12 protein-coding genes are annotated in these 16866 nt (G+C 42.3%); 6 read left to right on the top strand and 6 right to left on the bottom strand.

Features of this window, described 5'->3' with window-relative positions; genetic code table 11:
• Positions 1–1698 carry an ABC transporter ATP-binding protein gene (locus tag FIU21_RS03485; RefSeq protein WP_004359173.1) on the top strand — a complete coding sequence of 566 codons (1698 nt, stop codon included), beginning with the start codon at positions 1–3 and terminating at the stop codon, positions 1696–1698.
• 276 nt (positions 1699–1974) lie between these two features.
• Here the strand turns inward: FIU21_RS03485 and FIU21_RS03480 are convergent, their stop codons facing one another.
• A complete protein-coding gene (locus FIU21_RS03480) occupies positions 1975–2652 on the bottom strand; it encodes an OmpA family protein (protein WP_004359174.1) in 678 nt (225 codons plus the stop codon).
• A gap of 377 nt (positions 2653–3029) precedes the next feature.
• On the opposite strand from FIU21_RS03480, the gene proS reads away from it, so the two are divergent.
• From proS to FIU21_RS03465, 3 genes are all read left to right on the top strand, one after another.
• Entirely contained in the window at positions 3030–4511 is a 1482-nt protein-coding gene (gene proS, locus FIU21_RS03475) for a proline--tRNA ligase (RefSeq protein ID WP_004359175.1), read from the top strand.
• Positions 4512–4647: 136 nt separating this feature from the next.
• Positions 4648–5583, top strand: coding sequence for a hypothetical protein (locus FIU21_RS03470; protein ID WP_004359176.1), 936 nt, complete (start codon positions 4648–4650; stop codon positions 5581–5583).
• Positions 5584–5596: 13 nt separating this feature from the next.
• Positions 5597–6538, top strand: a complete 942-nt coding sequence (locus tag FIU21_RS03465) for a hypothetical protein (RefSeq protein WP_004359177.1) — start codon at positions 5597–5599, stop codon at positions 6536–6538.
• Positions 6539–6599: 61 nt separating this feature from the next.
• On the opposite strand, the gene FIU21_RS03460 is transcribed toward FIU21_RS03465, so the two are convergent.
• Together FIU21_RS03460 and FIU21_RS03455 are read right to left on the bottom strand one after the other, a co-directional pair.
• Complete coding sequence (locus FIU21_RS03460; protein ID WP_004359178.1) at positions 6600–7610, bottom strand: DNA cytosine methyltransferase; 1011 nt, start codon at positions 7608–7610, stop codon at positions 6600–6602.
• Positions 7611–7617: 7 nt separating this feature from the next.
• Positions 7618–8571, bottom strand: coding sequence for a HaeIII family restriction endonuclease (locus FIU21_RS03455; RefSeq protein ID WP_004359179.1), 954 nt, complete (start codon positions 8569–8571; stop codon positions 7618–7620).
• 872 nt (positions 8572–9443) lie between these two features.
• Between FIU21_RS03455 and FIU21_RS03450 the strand changes: the two genes are divergently transcribed.
• Positions 9444–10316 carry a sigma-70 family RNA polymerase sigma factor gene (locus FIU21_RS03450; protein WP_004359180.1) on the top strand — a complete coding sequence of 291 codons (873 nt, stop codon included), beginning with the start codon at positions 9444–9446 and terminating at the stop codon, positions 10314–10316.
• 87 nt (positions 10317–10403) lie between these two features.
• On the opposite strand, the gene FIU21_RS03445 is transcribed toward FIU21_RS03450, so the two are convergent.
• The gene (locus FIU21_RS03445; protein ID WP_004359181.1) at positions 10404–10874 is read right to left on the bottom strand and encodes a hypothetical protein; all 471 of its coding nucleotides are present in this window, start codon (positions 10872–10874) and stop codon (positions 10404–10406) included.
• 2 nt (positions 10875–10876) lie between these two features.
• Positions 10877–12112, bottom strand: coding sequence for an AAA family ATPase (locus FIU21_RS03440; protein ID WP_004359182.1), 1236 nt, complete (start codon positions 12110–12112; stop codon positions 10877–10879).
• A gap of 345 nt (positions 12113–12457) precedes the next feature.
• Here FIU21_RS03440 and FIU21_RS03435 point away from each other — a divergent pair, with 345 nt between their 5' ends.
• Entirely contained in the window at positions 12458–14845 is a 2388-nt protein-coding gene (locus tag FIU21_RS03435) for a TonB-dependent receptor (protein WP_004359183.1), read from the top strand.
• Positions 14846–15788: 943 nt separating this feature from the next.
• On the opposite strand, the gene FIU21_RS03430 is transcribed toward FIU21_RS03435, so the two are convergent.
• Entirely contained in the window at positions 15789–16865 is a 1077-nt protein-coding gene (locus FIU21_RS03430) for a DUF4249 domain-containing protein (protein WP_004359184.1), read from the bottom strand.
• Position 16866 lies beyond the last annotated feature (1 nt).

Below are 16866 nucleotides of genomic sequence, written 5' to 3'. Positions count from 1 at the left end.
ATGGTACGCAATATACTGAATGAATTGACCGCTCGCGGAGTTCGGCATCTAATTATCTCCGCACTGTTTTTCGTGGTTTATGCCCTTTGCGGCACGGCAATCATGCTAACCGTCTTGTTCCTTATCGACCGTCATATACAAGGAGAAAGCATCTCTTTCATTTCGGCAGCATGGTTACTTGGCGGTCTGCTGGTATTGAAAACCCTATCCAATGCCATTGCCGATATGAGCAAGCATTTTGCCGGATTTGATCTTGTGGAACGTATCCGCGAGAAAATCATATTGAAACTGAAAATGTTCTCACTCGGTTTCTATACCAATGAGCGTCTGGGAGAGATAAGTACAGTCATTCACAAAGACGTGGATAACATGGAAATGGTAGTAGGACATCTATGGACACGGATGTCTGCTGATTTCATTGTAGCTCTGATACTTGGCATCGGACTGTTCTGTGTGGACTGGCGCATGGGATTGACAATGGTAGCCATTCTTCCTATTGCCCTGTTTTCTCTGTATCGGGGCATTCGCTCGGGAATAAAAGCACAGGAAGAGTCTCAGGACAATCTGGCGGATATGGTCAGCCTCTTTGTAGAATACGTCAAGGGTATTCCGGTTTTGAAAGTGTTTGGAGGAAAAGGAATGTTCCGTGACAGACTTGACCACTCTGTCAGTGAATTTGGAGAAAGCAGTAAGAATACTTCTCGTTTGGCAGCTGTGAGTGTGGGCAGATACACTTTCCTGATAGAATTGGCTTTCGCTCTGATGGCTACAATCGGTCTTTGGTGGACACAGCAGGGGGAACTTTCTCTTTTCGCTTATTTAATGTTTATCATCGTCTCAAAAGAATTCTACAAACCTTTTGTCAATATGGAGAGTCATTGGCTGAATTACATCAAGGTAAAAGATAGTTACGGACGCATTTCCCATTTATTGAATGCTCCTGTTATCACCAATCCTGAACAGCCGAAAACAGCAACCCATTTCAATCTTTCCTTTGACAAAGTGGATTTCCATTATGAGAAGGAAGGTTTTGAGATGAAAAATCTCACGTTCCATGTTCCCGAAGGAACGGTAACGGCACTTGTCGGATCGTCAGGTTCTGGTAAAACAACCATTACCAGCCTGTTACTCCGTTTCTGGGAACCGCAGACCGGTAGTATCCGTATCGGTGGTATAGACATTCGAGAAATGGACTATGATTATCTGCTCGGTAAAATCAGTGTAGTGATGCAAAATGTTATTCTCTTTTCAGATACCATTGCCAATAATATCAAAGTGGGCAATCAACATGCTACGCAGGAAGAAATCGAAGAAGCAGCACGTAGAGCGATGATACACGACTTTATCATCAGCCTGCCGGAAGGTTATGAAACAAAAATCGGAGAAAACGGTTTGGGACTCTCCGGAGGGCAGAAACAAAGGCTTTCAATCGCCCGTGCTTTCTTGAAAGACGCTCCCATCATTCTTTTGGACGAGATAACGAGCAATGTTGACCCTGTCAATGAATATAAGATACAACAGGCAATGTCTGCCCTTATCCGAAATCGCACAGTCTTGGTCATTGCCCATCATTTGCAAACCATCCGTAATGCTAATCAGATTATTGTGATGGACAAAGGACGACTTGTAGAGAATGGGACGCATGCAGAACTTGCAGCAAAAAACGGAATGTACTGCAAATTGCTGTCTATGCAATAACCTAATCAATGAAAAATATGGAGGGTGTGTCAAAATGCAAATTAATAACTTGACAACTTTCAATCTATAAGTAGGATTCTACTAAAGGCAAAGAAAAAACCATTTCTTTACTCAAAATCGAGTATAGAAATGGTCATTTTTTATTGCATTATTTCAAACTGAAAGATAATTAAAATGATATTTGCATTTTGACACACCCTCTTTTTTGTGGGAAGATTTATTTTGCAAAGTTTATGGGGACACATTATTGGCATGTCCCTCATAAATTAAATGGAATTAGAGTGAACCGTTGTTTGCCTGACGAACCATCTCAGATGATGCATAGAGGTAAACCTCTACACGGCGGTTAGCCTGACTAATAGTCTTATTCTCGATAGGGTTTGCACTACCAAAGCCCTGTACTGAACGAATCTGACGGCTGCTTACACCACGACCCTTGAGGTAAGATGATACCGCATCAGCACGACGCTGTGACAATGGGAGGTTGATGTTGTCGTTACCAGAAGCATCAGTGTAACCCTGGATAGCAACGTCACAGTTAGAGTTGCGCTGCATCAAAGAAGCGAACTTTGTGAGGTCGTTCTTAGCAGATGCGCTGAGGTTTGAACCATTCAATGGGAAGAGGATACCAGAGTCGAAGGTAACCTTCACACAGTCTAAGCCATTAGCATCTGTCACCTTGTCGACACGTGCGTTTGGCAACTGCTGTGCTGCCTCGCGTGCTACCTTGTCCATGTGACGACCGATGAGGGCACCAGCACCAGCACCTACAGCACCACCGATAGCAGCACCAATGGCTGTGCTCTTACCATTACGACCTATAATCTGACCGACGATACCGCCTAATGCTGCACCAGCACCGCCACCGATTAATGCACCTGTACCTTGCTTTGTCTGACAACTTACGACAGTGAGGAGACACATTCCTGCTGCCATCATTTTCATATTCTTCATAATCAAACGTACTTATTGATTAATATCTTTTACCTTCTGGCTTGGCCTTACAGCCGCACCTTAATTCATTTTAATTCGTGCAAAGTTAAACAAATATGTGCTGTATAGCATTCATTGCCAACATTTTTTTGTATTTTTGCAGAAAATAAAGCTAACTCGGCAAAGTGAAGCAAGTTTCGTTTGCACTCGTTTGCATTATTTTCGCAAAGGATAGGCTGGTATTAGCAAGTGGGAATGGGGTTCCCTTTGTTCTTGACTATCTCAGCCGTATCTGTGTGCAAAGTTAGTGTTTCAGGGCATACTCGCAAAAGGGAAATGCCTATAATAGCATGGGAAATCCCCTAAAGATGCAAAATAAGAAATAGAATAATATATTTATGGCAAAAGAACTAAAAGAGATGACCAAGAGAGCAGACAACTACTCTCAATGGTACAATGACTTGGTAATAAAGGCAGACTTGATTGAGCAGTCTGCCGTACGTGGTTGTATGGTTATCAAGCCATACGGCTATGCTATCTGGGAGAAGATTCAGGCACAGCTTGACAAGATGTTTAAGGAGACTGGTGTGCAGAATGCTTACTTCCCAATGCTGATTCCTAAGAGCTTCCTCTCTCGTGAGGCTGAGCACGTAAAGGGATTCGCCAAGGAGTGTGCTGTGGTTACTCACTATCGTCTGAAGGCTACAGAGGATGGCAATGCTGTGCAGGTTGATCCTAACGCAAAGTTGGAGGAAGAGCTGATTATCCGTCCTACCAGTGAGACAATCATCTGGAATACCTATAAAAACTGGATTCACTCTTGGCGCGATCTGCCATTGATGTGCAACCAGTGGTGTAATGTTATGCGTTGGGAGATGCGTACGCGTCCTTTCCTCCGCACGTCTGAGTTCCTCTGGCAGGAGGGTCACACCGCTCACGCTACACGTGAGGAGGCTGAGAAAGAGGCACAGACCATGTTGCGTGTTTACGCTGACTTCGCTGAGAAGTGGCTCGCTGTTCCTGTCGTACAGGGTGTGAAGAGTGAGACTGAGCGTTTTGCTGGTGCATTGGATACCTATACGATTGAGGCAATGATGCAGGACGGTAAGGCACTCCAGAGTGGTACTTCTCACTTCTTGGGTCAGAACTTCGCTAAGTCATTCGATGTTACTTTCCTTAACAAGGAGAACAAACCAGAGTATGTATGGGCTACCTCATGGGGTGTTAGTACCCGTCTGATTGGTGCGCTCATCATGACCCACTCTGACGATAACGGACTCGTTCTTCCTCCAAAGATTGCCCCTATTCAAGTGGTTATCGTACCAATCTTCAAGGGTGAGGAGCAGTTGAAGGCACTCACCGACAAGTTGCAGCCAGTTATTGATCAGCTCCGTGCGTTGGGTATCACTGTTAAGTATGACGATGCTGACAACAAGCGTCCGGGCTTTAAGTTCGCTGACTACGAGTTGAAGGGTGTGCCAGTACGTCTCGCAATGGGTGGTCGTGACTTGGAGAATAACACCATTGAGGTGATGCGTCGCGACACATTAGAGAAGGAGAGCGTAAGCTTTGACGGCATTGTTGAGCGTATCAAGAACCTCCTCGACGAGATTCAGGACAACATCTTCAAGAAGGCTAAGGACTTCCGTGATGCTCACATCTACGAGTGCGAGAACTATGAGGAGTTCAAGGAGAAAGTGAAAGACGGCGGTTTCTTCCTCTGCCACTGGGATGGAACAGAAGAGACTGAGGCGAAGATTAAGGAAGACACGCAGGCAACAATCCGTTGTGTCCCTTATATGTTCGAGCAGACACCAGGTGTCGACATGGTTAGTGGCAAGCCTGCTAAGTATCGTGTCATCATCGCAAGATCATACTAATCGTCAACAATACGCATAGATTTAACGGCTTCAGGATATTTATAAAGGCAGGACTAACAACGAATGCTTATAAATTCTGGAGCCGTTAATCTTTTTATTCTAAAGTCTAAAATACTAATTAAATAACATTTGCCTTATGAAAAAATCATTTCTAACTTTCGTTTTACTCCTCGCTGTAACAGCGTTGAACGCCCAGACCTTAATCAAGGCTAACTTCCAAAAAGGCGACCAAGCTACCTATGAAACCGTAGCTGATGTTAAAGTCAACACTCCTATGAGTGGTGGTTCTGAAAGCATAAAGACTAACAGCAAAACAAAGATTACCGTACAAGATGCTACTGCTGACGGTTATATTATCGAAGTATTGACAACTAATATGAAGATGGAAGGCAGTAAGGAGATTGCACAGCAGACAGGAAACATGCTGAACCAATACCTCAGTAATGTTCCAATGCTCCTAAAGACGGATACCAACGGAAAGGTGAAGGACCTCTTGAATTATACTGAAGTCCAAACTAAGGCAAGCAAGTTTGCAATGACATTTATTGACTCTCTCTACAACGCCAATCCAGAAATGGAGAAGGTGCTGCCTAAGTACAAGATGGCTATGTCTATGAACAGCCAGTTCACTAAAGAAGCGTTTATCGAGTCTGTCGAATACAACACTTTCTTTCAATTATTTGGTAAGACCCTAAAGACTGGTGACAAAGAGAATAAGGACATGCAGGGTATAAAGACTACTGTTACCTACGAGCTTAACAAGGAGCCAAACGCACTCAATATCATTGGTAAGATTAAGGGCAATATGACCGAAGACGATGTAAAAGCCTTCCTTATTAACAAGATGAAGCAAATGGGTGCTGACGAAGGTATGGTTTCGCAACTCGATGCTAACTGGGGACAGATGAAGCAGATGGGTATGGCAAACATGGATGTCGACGGTACTTCCATGACTAAACTCCTCAACACTGGTTGGGCTACTGAATACAGTACGGACGTGAAAACAAAGATGATGGGAATGGAAATGTTCATCACCTCTGTTACGAAATTGGTAGAAAAGAGTTGGAAATAATCGATATTTCGATATGAAGAAACTACTTTTTACCCTTGCCTTCGCCCTTGTTGTAACAGCTTTGAACGCTCAAACCTTAATCAAAGCAAAGTTTCAGAAAGGCGAAAGGGCAGTTTATGAAACCGTGACAGACATTGAAGGACAGTCTGCTGCGGCTGGGTCTAAAGCGATAAAGGTAACCAGACAGACGAAGATAACCGTACAGGAGGTTCTCCGTGATGGGTATATTATCGAAATACTGACCAAAGACATAGCGGTAGATGGAAATCAGTCGTTCCTAACACAGACGGGAGATATGATCATCCAAAGCCTGAACAATGTCCCTATGCTTCTAAGAACAGATGCAAACGGAAAGATTACTGATATCTTAAACTATGACGAGGTGCAGCGCAAGGCTTGGAAGTTTGCACTCACAGAACTCGACTCTCTCTACAATAACAATCCGAACGTAGAGAAGAGTATGCCGAAGATGAAGGCTATGATGAGTATAACAAAAGAGGTTGCCAAAGACGTTCTTATCGCGAATATCAATAATAACACCTTCTTCTATCTCTTTGGTAAGTCCTTGAAAAATGGCTACAAAGAGAATAAGGAGATAAGGGATATCAAGTCAACCGTTACCTACACGCTTACCAAGAAGGGGAATACGATGAACATCGCGGAGGAGATTAGCAGTAATATGACCGAAGCCGATGTGAAAGCTTTCATCATTGACAAGATGAAGGGAGTCGGTGCTGACGAAAACCTTGAGCATATGGTAGCACAGCTTGAGGCCCACTGGGACAGAATGAAGGAAATTGGTATGGCTACAATGGATATCAACGGAACAACAAACTTTCAACTCCTCAAAAGTGGTTGGCCTACCGAATACAGCTCGAAGATAAAAGCGAATAGGATGGGCGTGCGTATAACCATCAACTCTGTGACGAAGTTAGTGCAGAAGAATTGGAAGTAATCTTAGCATATTTATAAGGTATAAAGGTGGTGTAGGCATTCCCTATCACCACCTTTTCTTTTCAATCTGTAAAATTAGTATTATGCCTTTTTAATGTTTCTATTATACTCATTGCCACGTGATAAGCAAGGTTTACAGGCACTGCATTGCCAATCATTTTGTAACCATAGTTAACTTCATCGTATAGGAAACGATAGTCATCAGGAAAACTCTGTACACGTGCAACTTCTCGAACAGTCATCCTTCGATAAAGATGCTCTTTACCAGGAACAAAACGTTGAAGATTTTTTTCTATCTTTTCCATTTTAGGGGCTTGTGGATGCAGTTGACATTGACGACCACTTGCTTGAACAGTAAAGCCAGGTTCATCCCAAGAACGTACACGATTTCGTGACATAAAGATAGGGGAATATGCTCCTATAAAATATTCGTTATTAGGAACTATACAAGCATCTCCATTTGTGTGATTCTTCTCACGTGCTGGGATAGCAGTCTCTTGTAAATCCCAAATAGCTTCCCGAAGTGTTGGCTTATGTTTTTGTGGGAGAGGATATTCATAATCATTGATATGTAAATCCTTTCGAAAACCAATATAGAACACACGGTTTCGATCCTCAGGAACGTCAAAGTCATTAGCATTGAGCATCTTTAAATTCACATCATAGCCAGCTTGATTAAAGAGGTTCATGAATCCTCTTACTGCTTCAGTATGGCGTTTTGCAAGCATACCAGGAACATTCTCTGCTACAAAAAACAATGGTTGAGTATCACGTAGAATACGGATATACTCATAAAATAATTGTCCTCGAGCATCTTCAATACCTTTCAAGGTCCCAGCCTCACTCCATGATTGACAGGGGGGACCGCCAATAATACCTACTGGATTCATTGGAAAAGCGTCAGAAGGAATATCATGAATATCGCCTTCTATAAGTTTTGTATCTGGAAAATTTGCTCTAAATGTGGGGCAGATTTTTTTGTCAAACTCGTTAGCAACTATAGTACGGAAGCCAGCATTATGGAAGCCTTTATCAAGCCCTCCTGCGCCAGAAAAAAGACTTATCAATCTCATTTATATTTTACCATTTACAATTATACTTTATATTTACATCTACTGGCATCCCTAAAATTTGAATATCAAACTTCAAGGAAGGTTCTACCAAATCCTTTGCGTTATGAATACGGAAAGAGAATTGCCAGCCTTCGTCAAAACTCATTATGATAGTTGTTTTACTGTTTGGTTTTAAGCCAATATACAGTAACGATTTTGGAAGCTCTACCATAGGCACTTTAAGGGTAGGGGAAGTTTCCTTACTTGGGAGATTTAAGGTGCCATACATATTAAAGGATTGTATAGTTGTTAGTCGCTTATTATCAATGCTTATAACTTTGTAGAAATCATATTTACTTAACAGGTACGCTACTAACTTACGAGGAACAGTATTATCCTTTTCTATCTGTTTCTTAATTTCTGCCATAAAAGCTTTGAGTAAGGGAATATAAACATCTTCCTCTTTTGACTTCAACTCACAAAAGTATGTCCCCTTTTTCTTTTCAGCTTCCAGAAAGGTAAAAATAGGTTCAATATCATCCCAATAAGTTTTAGAACATTTCTTTCCATACCATTTCTCTCCAAAATCAAGTTTACGTGAAAGACGACTGTGTTTAACAGCCATGTGATTGTGTTTGATGCTCAAACCTATTTCCCATACAATATTATTACGTTGTATAATGATATCACGAACATCTGCTACTTTACCATGCTGATCACTCTGTATGAATAAATCTAAACTATTATTATCAACTTCTACAATGTTTGGCTCTAATGCAAATATAGTTTCAATGGTAGATTTAGCACTAAGCGTATAGATTTCTTGTTGAGCATCACTCAATGTGTCCCATGCCGCAGCAGCTGCCTTATAACTACTATTTTGTATTATCTGTGCAGGACGAATAGCCTCAATAGCTTCATGCAATGAATGCAAACATATAAACTCATAAGCTCGACCTTGATTATTACTTCTATTACTCATATATCAATAATCGTTTATTTAATTAACATATATATTTATAATCTTAGAGATTCATCATAAATAGAGAAAGTTTAGATAGGCATTATGATAGATTAAAGCTATGAAACCATGGCAATTATTTTCACAGCCTTTAGACACAACTCTCCTTTTTGCCAACCACTTCCCATTATAAAATAAATAGAGTGTAAAGGTACTATTTTTATTTTAAACTCGTTCTTTGTATTAATAAAATAATAAAGAATTCTCATTCTTCTGTATAATTATCAGCCTTACAGCATGATTTCCATTCTATACGTTATCTTTTAGTTATAAGGATTTGAGTCAAAATATCTCATTGCCAAGAAATCCTTGATATTCTGTTAAGCTGTGTCATGTAACAGAATTATTACTTTGTAAGTACAAAAGAATATAATTTAACACTTCTCTATAGCCTTAATATGTATGAACTTCCTTTATCACAACATATTTTATCAGCACCTTTATCCCTACTGATAAGAATTGACAAAACAGACCATGTGCCTATATTTATTTCCTATTCATGCTTAGCACCAATTGTGCGAAGTATAAACACTATATGTGCGGGGCGTCCGCACATATGTTAGAGGGGGCAAAAAGATTCTTTCTCTTACATCAGAAATCATTACAAGGCACTGTTTATTGACTTACAGGCGGACGGATTTAGCGTATTACACATTGATTTTGTCTACAATAACAGGCTATTGCGACGTGTGATCGTATAAAAAAACATAAAAATACATAACCAAAGGTGTTCGGATTTGGTTATTCACATATTTATATGTACCTTTGCACGCCGTATCAATTTTGGATAACGGAAATTAGCTATATTTTTAGGAGGAAATAGTAAACAATTCATGAGACAACTTAAGATTTCAAAAAGTATCACCAACCGATCAAGTGAGGCACTGGATAAGTATCTCGTTGAGATTGGTCGTGAACCGATGATTACCGTTGACGAAGAGATTGAGCTGGCACAGGAAATCCACAAAGGCGGTCGCAAAGGTGAGCGTGCGAAGGAGAAACTGATTAAGGCTAACCTCCGTTTCGTCGTTTCTGTAGCTAAACAGTATCAGCACCAAGGACTCTCTCTCACCGACCTTATCGACGAGGGAAACATTGGTTTGGTAAAGGCAGCAGAGAAATTCGATGAGACTCGTGGTTTTAAGTTTATCTCATACGCTGTTTGGTGGATTCGTCAGAGTATTCTGCAGGCTATCGCTGAGCAGAGTCGTATCGTGCGTCTTCCGCTGAATCAGGTGGGTGCTATCTCAAAGATTAATCAGGTAACGAACGAGTTTGTGCAGCAACACAATCGTCGTCCTTCTATCCATGAGTTGGCAGAGTTGACTGGTATCGATGAGGCTCGCATCCGTCAGAGCCAAAGTGCAGACAACCATCACATGAGTATCGACGCTCCATTTAGCGATGACGACGATAACTCAATGAGTGATATGCTGTCTTCAGGTGATGACTCTCGCACCGACCGTGGCGTTGATTTCGAGTCAATGTCAGACGATCTCCGTGCCGTTCTTCAGAACACTTTGAAGGATCGTGAGATAAAGATTGTCACCGAGTGTTTCGGTATCGGTTGCCAAGAGAAGGGTCTGGAGGAGATTGGAACAGAGATGGGTCTTACCCGTGAGCGTGTTCGCCAGATTCGTGAGAAGGCTATCGAGAAGATTCGTGAGAGCGGGAATGCACGCGTACTCATGAAGTACTTAGGCTAAGAAAGACAAAAGTAAAGATTTCGATTATAGAGATAGAAGTGGATGTGTCAAAGGAGACGCATCCACTTTTTTTTCATTAAACCTTAATTACAAACAGTCTGTTTGACCAGATTTAATGTTCTTATAATCGACATTCAGTTTGGTAAACTCAATCTTCAGTTTCTCCACTTTGGGATTCGCCTTGTTCGTAGGAAATGATGTCGCTACCAGACGAGCTTTCCTTTGGCGATTGCTAAAGCTGCGGAATGTAGGATTCTTTGCTGTTGCAAGCAACTGTTCCATACCATGAATGGCATCATGCCCTTTCAGTTCAACGAATATCTGTGTCCATGCCTCCTCAGGCTCTGCCGATGTCTGTACCATCACTAACCTATCACATTTGACACCAGTCTTTATGATGTAACCGTCAACTTGAAAGACCGCAGAAAGCAGATTCCCTTGAATGGCAAGAGTGTATTTCTTCCCTTGCTCTCGTGTGGCAACCGTTTTACGGATATCAAGGGGCTGTTCAGCCTGATACCCTGCAAGAGTCAAGTTCTCGTATGTACTTTTCCCCATGGCTATTCTGCGTATAATATTTCATTGATACGACCCACATGCTCATCGACCCAATCAGAAACACTATCCAAGTCTATACCAGAGAGCATCGGTATCTCCATATCTTTGATGTCCTCGAACACACCATCTTTGTTGATGAAATATGCCGAGAAAGCATCTGTTGGAAGCAACGTACTTTCGTCAACCACGTCTTTAAGCCTTTCGTCGCCAGGCTTCTTCTCGACGGCTGCTGCATCTGCCATCAAGACATTGAGTGTTGACAGCACATAAGGGCTATGTGTAGTGAGTACCACCATAGAACGATGCTTGCCAACTGACTTCACAGCTTTCAGATGCCGTATGATGTTCTGCACAAGTTTACGCTGCGCATCAGGATAGAGGTTCTGCTCCGGCTCTTCTATAAAAAGTTGTGCCGACTGGTATTTCATCTTCTCACGGGTTGGAGCCAACTCCTCTTCCGTGACCTCGTGGGCACCATGTACGATTTTATTGCGCACATCCGTATTTAACGACTCCATGAGACGGTTCATCAAGTCCGACATACTGAATTTGACTACCTTTCCCACGACACCCATAACATAATCAGTCATCACATCGATAGGCATGATTGACTGGACACCGCTTGAAGCATAGAAAGAAGTTATAGGCTTGCCGTTTGGCAGCACCACATAATCAAGTCCTTTATCGCTGTAATATTTGAAATCATCTGTCAGAGAAAGAGTCAACTTGTTGTCAGAGCCATAAGTATCTTTTGCCTCATACCACTCCTGTATGAAATTGAAGATGGAATCCCTTTCCTTTGCTTTATACGTGTCATTGATGTTCTGAATGGCAGAAACGAGATTTCTTTCAGCTGGGATATAGGACAGTTTGGAATTATACCTATCCTCCCAAGCCTCTTGCTTGCGGTTGATTTTAGCATTCTGGTTAACACCTGTCAGTGAGATAGTAACCACATCACCATCATAAATGATTTCGGTGTCCTCCTTGAAATATATTTCATCAATACGGTAAAATTGTTTCAAATCCTTGGTAAAACGTTTGTTGTGTGTATATGCCTGAATTGTTTTATCAAAAGAAGTCATTATCTTCTTCTCTATCCAACGGCAGAAGCATAACACCTTCATGAAGGTGCTCTTACCAGAACTTTGGCGACCGATGACAAGCAGCACATCGGTTAGATTGATTAAACCAGTATCTTTGATTGGTCCAAGATTCTTTATCTGAATTGTTGCCATGTTATTCTATTATACCTTAATTCCGCAGCGTAAAATCATTTAGGAAATACAAGTGCCTGACAAACAAAGTTCTCAAAACACTTGGAGATGTCAGAATTTTCACCTATCGTGGTAATACAAATTTAACAAATAAACAAAAATCTAACATGACAAAGGTAGCAATTAAAAACGAGAATATAACTTCTTTCGGAGGAATTTATCATATTATGAATGTTTTTTCAAAGTTGGGTTTTGAATACCACTGAAGGAAAAAGTATCCTGAAAGTCTATACTTAATAATATTTACATACATTCTATTTCGCAAGATACTTACAATAAACTCGTGAAAGAGTCGTTATATAATGTATGAAACGTAAGGATATTCAGAAATACATATTACTACTATTGTTCATGGTGACAGCGCAGCTGGCACTGGCACAATCATTCACCCTTCAAGGGAAGGTTTCCGACAAGGAAGGCAACCCTATCGAGTTGGCTTCTGTCATGGTTGTTACGCAAGGAAAACTGTCGATGACCAACCTAAAAGGCGAGTTCAATATGCAGTTGCAGAGTGAAGACTCCGTGAAAGTGCGCTTCTCTATGATTGGTTACAAGACCAAGACGAGGATTCTTGTGCGCCCAAAGGGAAAGCAGACACTACTCATTCAGCTTGCTGACGACAACGCATTGGAGGAGGTTGTAGTGCAGGGCAAAGCCAAACAGCACGGAACAACGGAAGAATTGGATATTCAAAAAACTAAACAAGGACCCTCTACGTCGGGCAATGCTGTCGAAGAAATGGTACAGACTCAGGCGGGTGTTTCAACCCACTCGGAGCTATCTTCACAATATAACGTTCGTGGTGGTACCTTCGATGAGAACTCTGTGTATATCAATAACATAGAAGTGTTCCGTCCCTTCCTTGTGCGAAGCGGACAGCAAGAAGGACTCTCTATTATCAATCCCGACATGGTAGAGAGTGTTGGTTTCTCAACCGGTGGATTCGAAGCGAAATATGGTGACAAGATGAGTTCTGCTTTGGACATCACCTATAAACGCCCGAAGAAGACGGAAGCATCCGTCTCTGCCTCCCTTTTAGGTGCCAGTGCCTACCTCGGATTGGCTACGAAGAAGTTGACATGGACCAATGGTGTGCGTTATAAAACCAATCGTTACCTCCTCGGATCACTCCAGACAAAGGGCGAATATCGTCCGTCATTCCTTGATTATCAGACTTATCTCTCATGGCAACCCAACAAACGTTGGCAGGTAGACTTCATCGGAAACATCTCTGACAACCATTATAACTTCGAGCCAGAAGACCGTGAGACAAACTTCGGAACGCTGCAGAACGTGAAGAAGTTCCGTGTCTACTTCGATGGACAGGAGAAAGACCTCTTCCGAACTTTCTTCGGTTCGTTGGCTATCACACGCCATTTGAGTTCTCGCACAGACCTCTCGCTCCTTGCATCGGCTTTCACAACGAAGGAGCAGGAGCGTTATGACATTCAAGGACAGTACTGGCTGACACAGACGGAGACGTCGGAAAACCTCGGTGTGGGTACGTATATGCAGCATTCTCGCGACTATCTCAACGCTGACGTGAAGAGTTTGAAGCTGATGATGCAGCATCGGGCTGGCAAACACAAGATTGAGGGCGCAGTGACCTATAAACTTGAGCGTATCAAGGAGAACTCTGCCGAATACGAATACCGTGATTCAGCGGGTTATAACGTTCCGCATACGGGGCGTGACTTGAAGATGATTTACTCGCTTCGCGCTCGTAACGAACTCAAGGCGAAACGCTTTGAAAGCTACTTGCAGGACACATGGAACTTCCAGACACGTGACACTGTTCCTACCCTCTTCACCTTGAATTATGGCGTTCGCTTTGCACATTGGGACTTCAATGGCGAGAGCCTGTTCTCTCCACGTGCATCGCTGACCATCACACCGGGTAGAAATCGTAACCTTAGTTTCCGCATTGCAGGTGGTATCTACTATCAGGCACCATTCTATAAGGAACTTCGCGATACGTCAATCGTCAATGGTGTCACCTACGCAACGCTCAATCAAAAGATTCGCGCACAGCAGTCTATCCACGCATTGGCAGGTATGACCTATCGCTTTGAGATGTTAGGTCGTCCGTTTAAGTTCACTGCGGAGGCTTATTATAAGGCACTTTCACACCTCGTTCCTTACTCAGTTGACAATGTGAAGGTGACGTATTACGGTGAGAACACAGCCACAGGACACGCAACGGGTCTCGACCTTAAACTCTTCGGTGAGTTCGTTCCGGGTGCTGACTCATGGCTGACGCTGAGTGTGATGAACACGAGTATGAAGTTGAATGGTAAGCGTATTCCGCTCCCAACCGACCAACGTTATGCGCTCAACCTCTATTTCACGGACTTCTTCCCAGGTACAACACGTTGGCGTATGTCGCTGAAATTGGCTTATGCAGACGGTTTGCCATTCTCTGCTCCACATCAGGAATTGGAGAATAACACCTTCCGCGCGCCAGCTTACAAGCGTGCCGACATCGGTATGAGCTATCGCCTATTAGACAATAACGACGGTCATCGCAACACAATCTTTAAGAATATCTGGCTCGGTTTGGACTGTCTGAACCTCTTTGGTATCAATAACGTCAACTCGTATTATTGGGTGACAGACATCGCCGGACAGCAATATGCCGTTCCAAACTACCTCACTGGACGACAGATAAATGGTAGGGTGACGGTGGAGTTTTAAAAAAAAGAAGCCTCACCCCCAGCCCCTCTCCGAATGGAGAGGGGAGTGAAATGCGTGATCCCCCTACTGATAGAAGAAGTTCTTAAATCAGGTTTTCCGTTAAATATGTGGACGCTTTTCGTATTGCTTTAACGGAAGAACCAAAGTTACTCATTAAACAAAAATATAGCTAAGATAGTCAACTATCTATCCTATTATCATCCTCTGACATTGAAAAACATTCTATTTTAAGACTTCGAAAATCTGCTAATTAGGCTTTGAAAAATCATTACATAATTTCAAATAAAACATCAATAAATTACGGTAAAACCACATGTAAAAAAGTAGGTTTATAATCAACAGGAAATCAATTAGTTATAAAACAGGACAAGAAAAGGTGCTGATTTGGACTTCAAAAGGGCGTTAGTAAGGGTCTTAAAGAGCATCTTTTGCAAGCCAAAAGGGCATCTTTAAGAAGTCAAAAGAGCATGTATTGGTTTTGAACTATGTGAAAAGAGTTTACAAAAAAAATAAACCTTGGGAATAAGTTGTTTGTAGAAGACAGATAGATATCGCACCTAATTACATTTAGCATGTAGTTTATCACCCCCCTTGTAAAACCATCTAATTAGGGCTAATCATACCATGTATGTGGATTAATCTCATTCTATTAATAATCTACGCATTTAACGGAAGAACCTTAAATCATCTCAAAGCGAATTGTTGCCAACACTCCCGTTCTCTCATTACTTCCCTTTGGTCAGTGACCATTGGTTCTGAGCGGGGGAGGGGCTGGATTTCTTTATGCTTTACATTTCCCTTTGGGGAGAGGAATGGCGAGGAGAGTAGATAGCGAATTTCCCCTATTGATTGGGAAAATCTTTAAGTAATCTCGAAGCGAATTGTTTTTAGCACTCCCCCTCTCTGTAGGAGAGGGGGTTGGGGGGGTGAGGCTCTGGCTGGCTTAATGCTTTTTGATACTCATATTAAACCCAGCACAGATTCCCATACCATTCAGCATATTGCTGTAGGTGGTACGGATAGTAGAGAGGCCCGCTTGAGCAAGGGAATTGTTCGAAACATCGTTCAAAGCCTGTAGGAAACGGTAGTAGGCTGGGGCGATGTGATAGAACTCTAACTGTAATCCTTCCTCTATACCATATTTTGTCTTGAGCTCTGCCAAAGACGCTTTGGTCTCATCTTTTATTCCAGTGTAAGGTTCAACGTTCAGACGAAGTGTGTAAGTCTTGCCATTGATTGTCGCATCATCGAAGACATAGAACTGCTTATAAAAGTCACTACTGAAGTCGAAATCATCGTCAATGTCTGACAATGGGTTCAGAAGCGGTTCACTTGCCGTTGAGATAGGTATATACGCTGTTTCCAAGTCGTATCTTACAGCCACACTATCATAGCTGTTGCTCTTACGTCCCTCCATATAGTCAGCGTAAGAATAGTAGCTCATCACCTCCTGCATATAGCCACCCATATTTTTAAAACAGGTAATATAAAGGTAGCGCAACTTCTTACTCTTGACGCGCACAGCATAATAATCGTGTGTCTGGGCAGGGTCGGTGAAGGTGGCTTGCAGCTGCAGGAAGTCTTCTACGTTTGCCGAAGGGTCTTTCTTCATACGTACCATACGTGTGGCAATATTGCTGATACCAATCGGTTGTGGAATCTCCGTAGATGACTCGACAGCCTCTAAGCCCTGCGCTTCAACACGCAACTGCACCTTATCGCCCGCCTTCTGCTGTCCAACGACACGATAACGACCATTGCCCAAGGCAGTCACCGTCCTCGTTTGTCCGTTCAATTGATAGCTGATTACTGCATCATCAATCATCACATTCTTCTCTGTTGTGTTATATTGTTTCAAAGGTATGCTACGTGACACCGTGATATAAGTGGTGTCGGAAGTAGAAGGCATACAATAGACAACCAACTTTGGCTTTGCATCAGGCAGGTTGCTGACACTGAAATCATCCTTGCAACTCATCACCGATAGGGCAAGGAAGAGGAGGAAAAATATCTTTTTCATG

This window comes from Prevotella melaninogenica, from assembly GCF_013267595.1.
GTDB lineage: Bacteria > Bacteroidota > Bacteroidia > Bacteroidales > Bacteroidaceae > Prevotella > Prevotella melaninogenica_D.
Note: the sequence above shows the minus strand (reverse complement) of the source record. Positions and strands in the feature narration are given on the sequence as shown.

What these genes read in the sequence shown, in the direction of transcription:
- FIU21_RS03450 (WP_004359180.1), top strand. Translation starts at nt 9,444, where the DNA reads ATGAGACAACTTAAGATTTCAAAAAGTATCACCAACCGATCAAGTGAG.
- proS (WP_004359175.1), top strand. Translation starts at nt 3,030, where the DNA reads ATGGCAAAAGAACTAAAAGAGATGACCAAGAGAGCAGACAACTACTCT.
- FIU21_RS03455 (WP_004359179.1), bottom strand. Translation starts at nt 8,571, where the DNA reads ATGAGTAATAGAAGTAATAATCAAGGTCGAGCTTATGAGTTTATATGT.
- FIU21_RS03435 (WP_004359183.1), top strand. Translation starts at nt 12,458, where the DNA reads ATGAAACGTAAGGATATTCAGAAATACATATTACTACTATTGTTCATG.
- FIU21_RS03445 (WP_004359181.1), bottom strand. Translation starts at nt 10,874, where the DNA reads ATGGGGAAAAGTACATACGAGAACTTGACTCTTGCAGGGTATCAGGCT.
- FIU21_RS03440 (WP_004359182.1), bottom strand. Translation starts at nt 12,112, where the DNA reads ATGGCAACAATTCAGATAAAGAATCTTGGACCAATCAAAGATACTGGT.
- FIU21_RS03430 (WP_004359184.1), bottom strand. Translation starts at nt 16,865, where the DNA reads ATGAAAAAGATATTTTTCCTCCTCTTCCTTGCCCTATCGGTGATGAGT.
- FIU21_RS03480 (WP_004359174.1), bottom strand. Translation starts at nt 2,652, where the DNA reads ATGAAGAATATGAAAATGATGGCAGCAGGAATGTGTCTCCTCACTGTC.
- FIU21_RS03465 (WP_004359177.1), top strand. Translation starts at nt 5,597, where the DNA reads ATGAAGAAACTACTTTTTACCCTTGCCTTCGCCCTTGTTGTAACAGCT.
- FIU21_RS03485 (WP_004359173.1), top strand. Translation starts at nt 1, where the DNA reads ATGGTACGCAATATACTGAATGAATTGACCGCTCGCGGAGTTCGGCAT.
- FIU21_RS03470 (WP_004359176.1), top strand. Translation starts at nt 4,648, where the DNA reads ATGAAAAAATCATTTCTAACTTTCGTTTTACTCCTCGCTGTAACAGCG.
- FIU21_RS03460 (WP_004359178.1), bottom strand. Translation starts at nt 7,610, where the DNA reads ATGAGATTGATAAGTCTTTTTTCTGGCGCAGGAGGGCTTGATAAAGGC.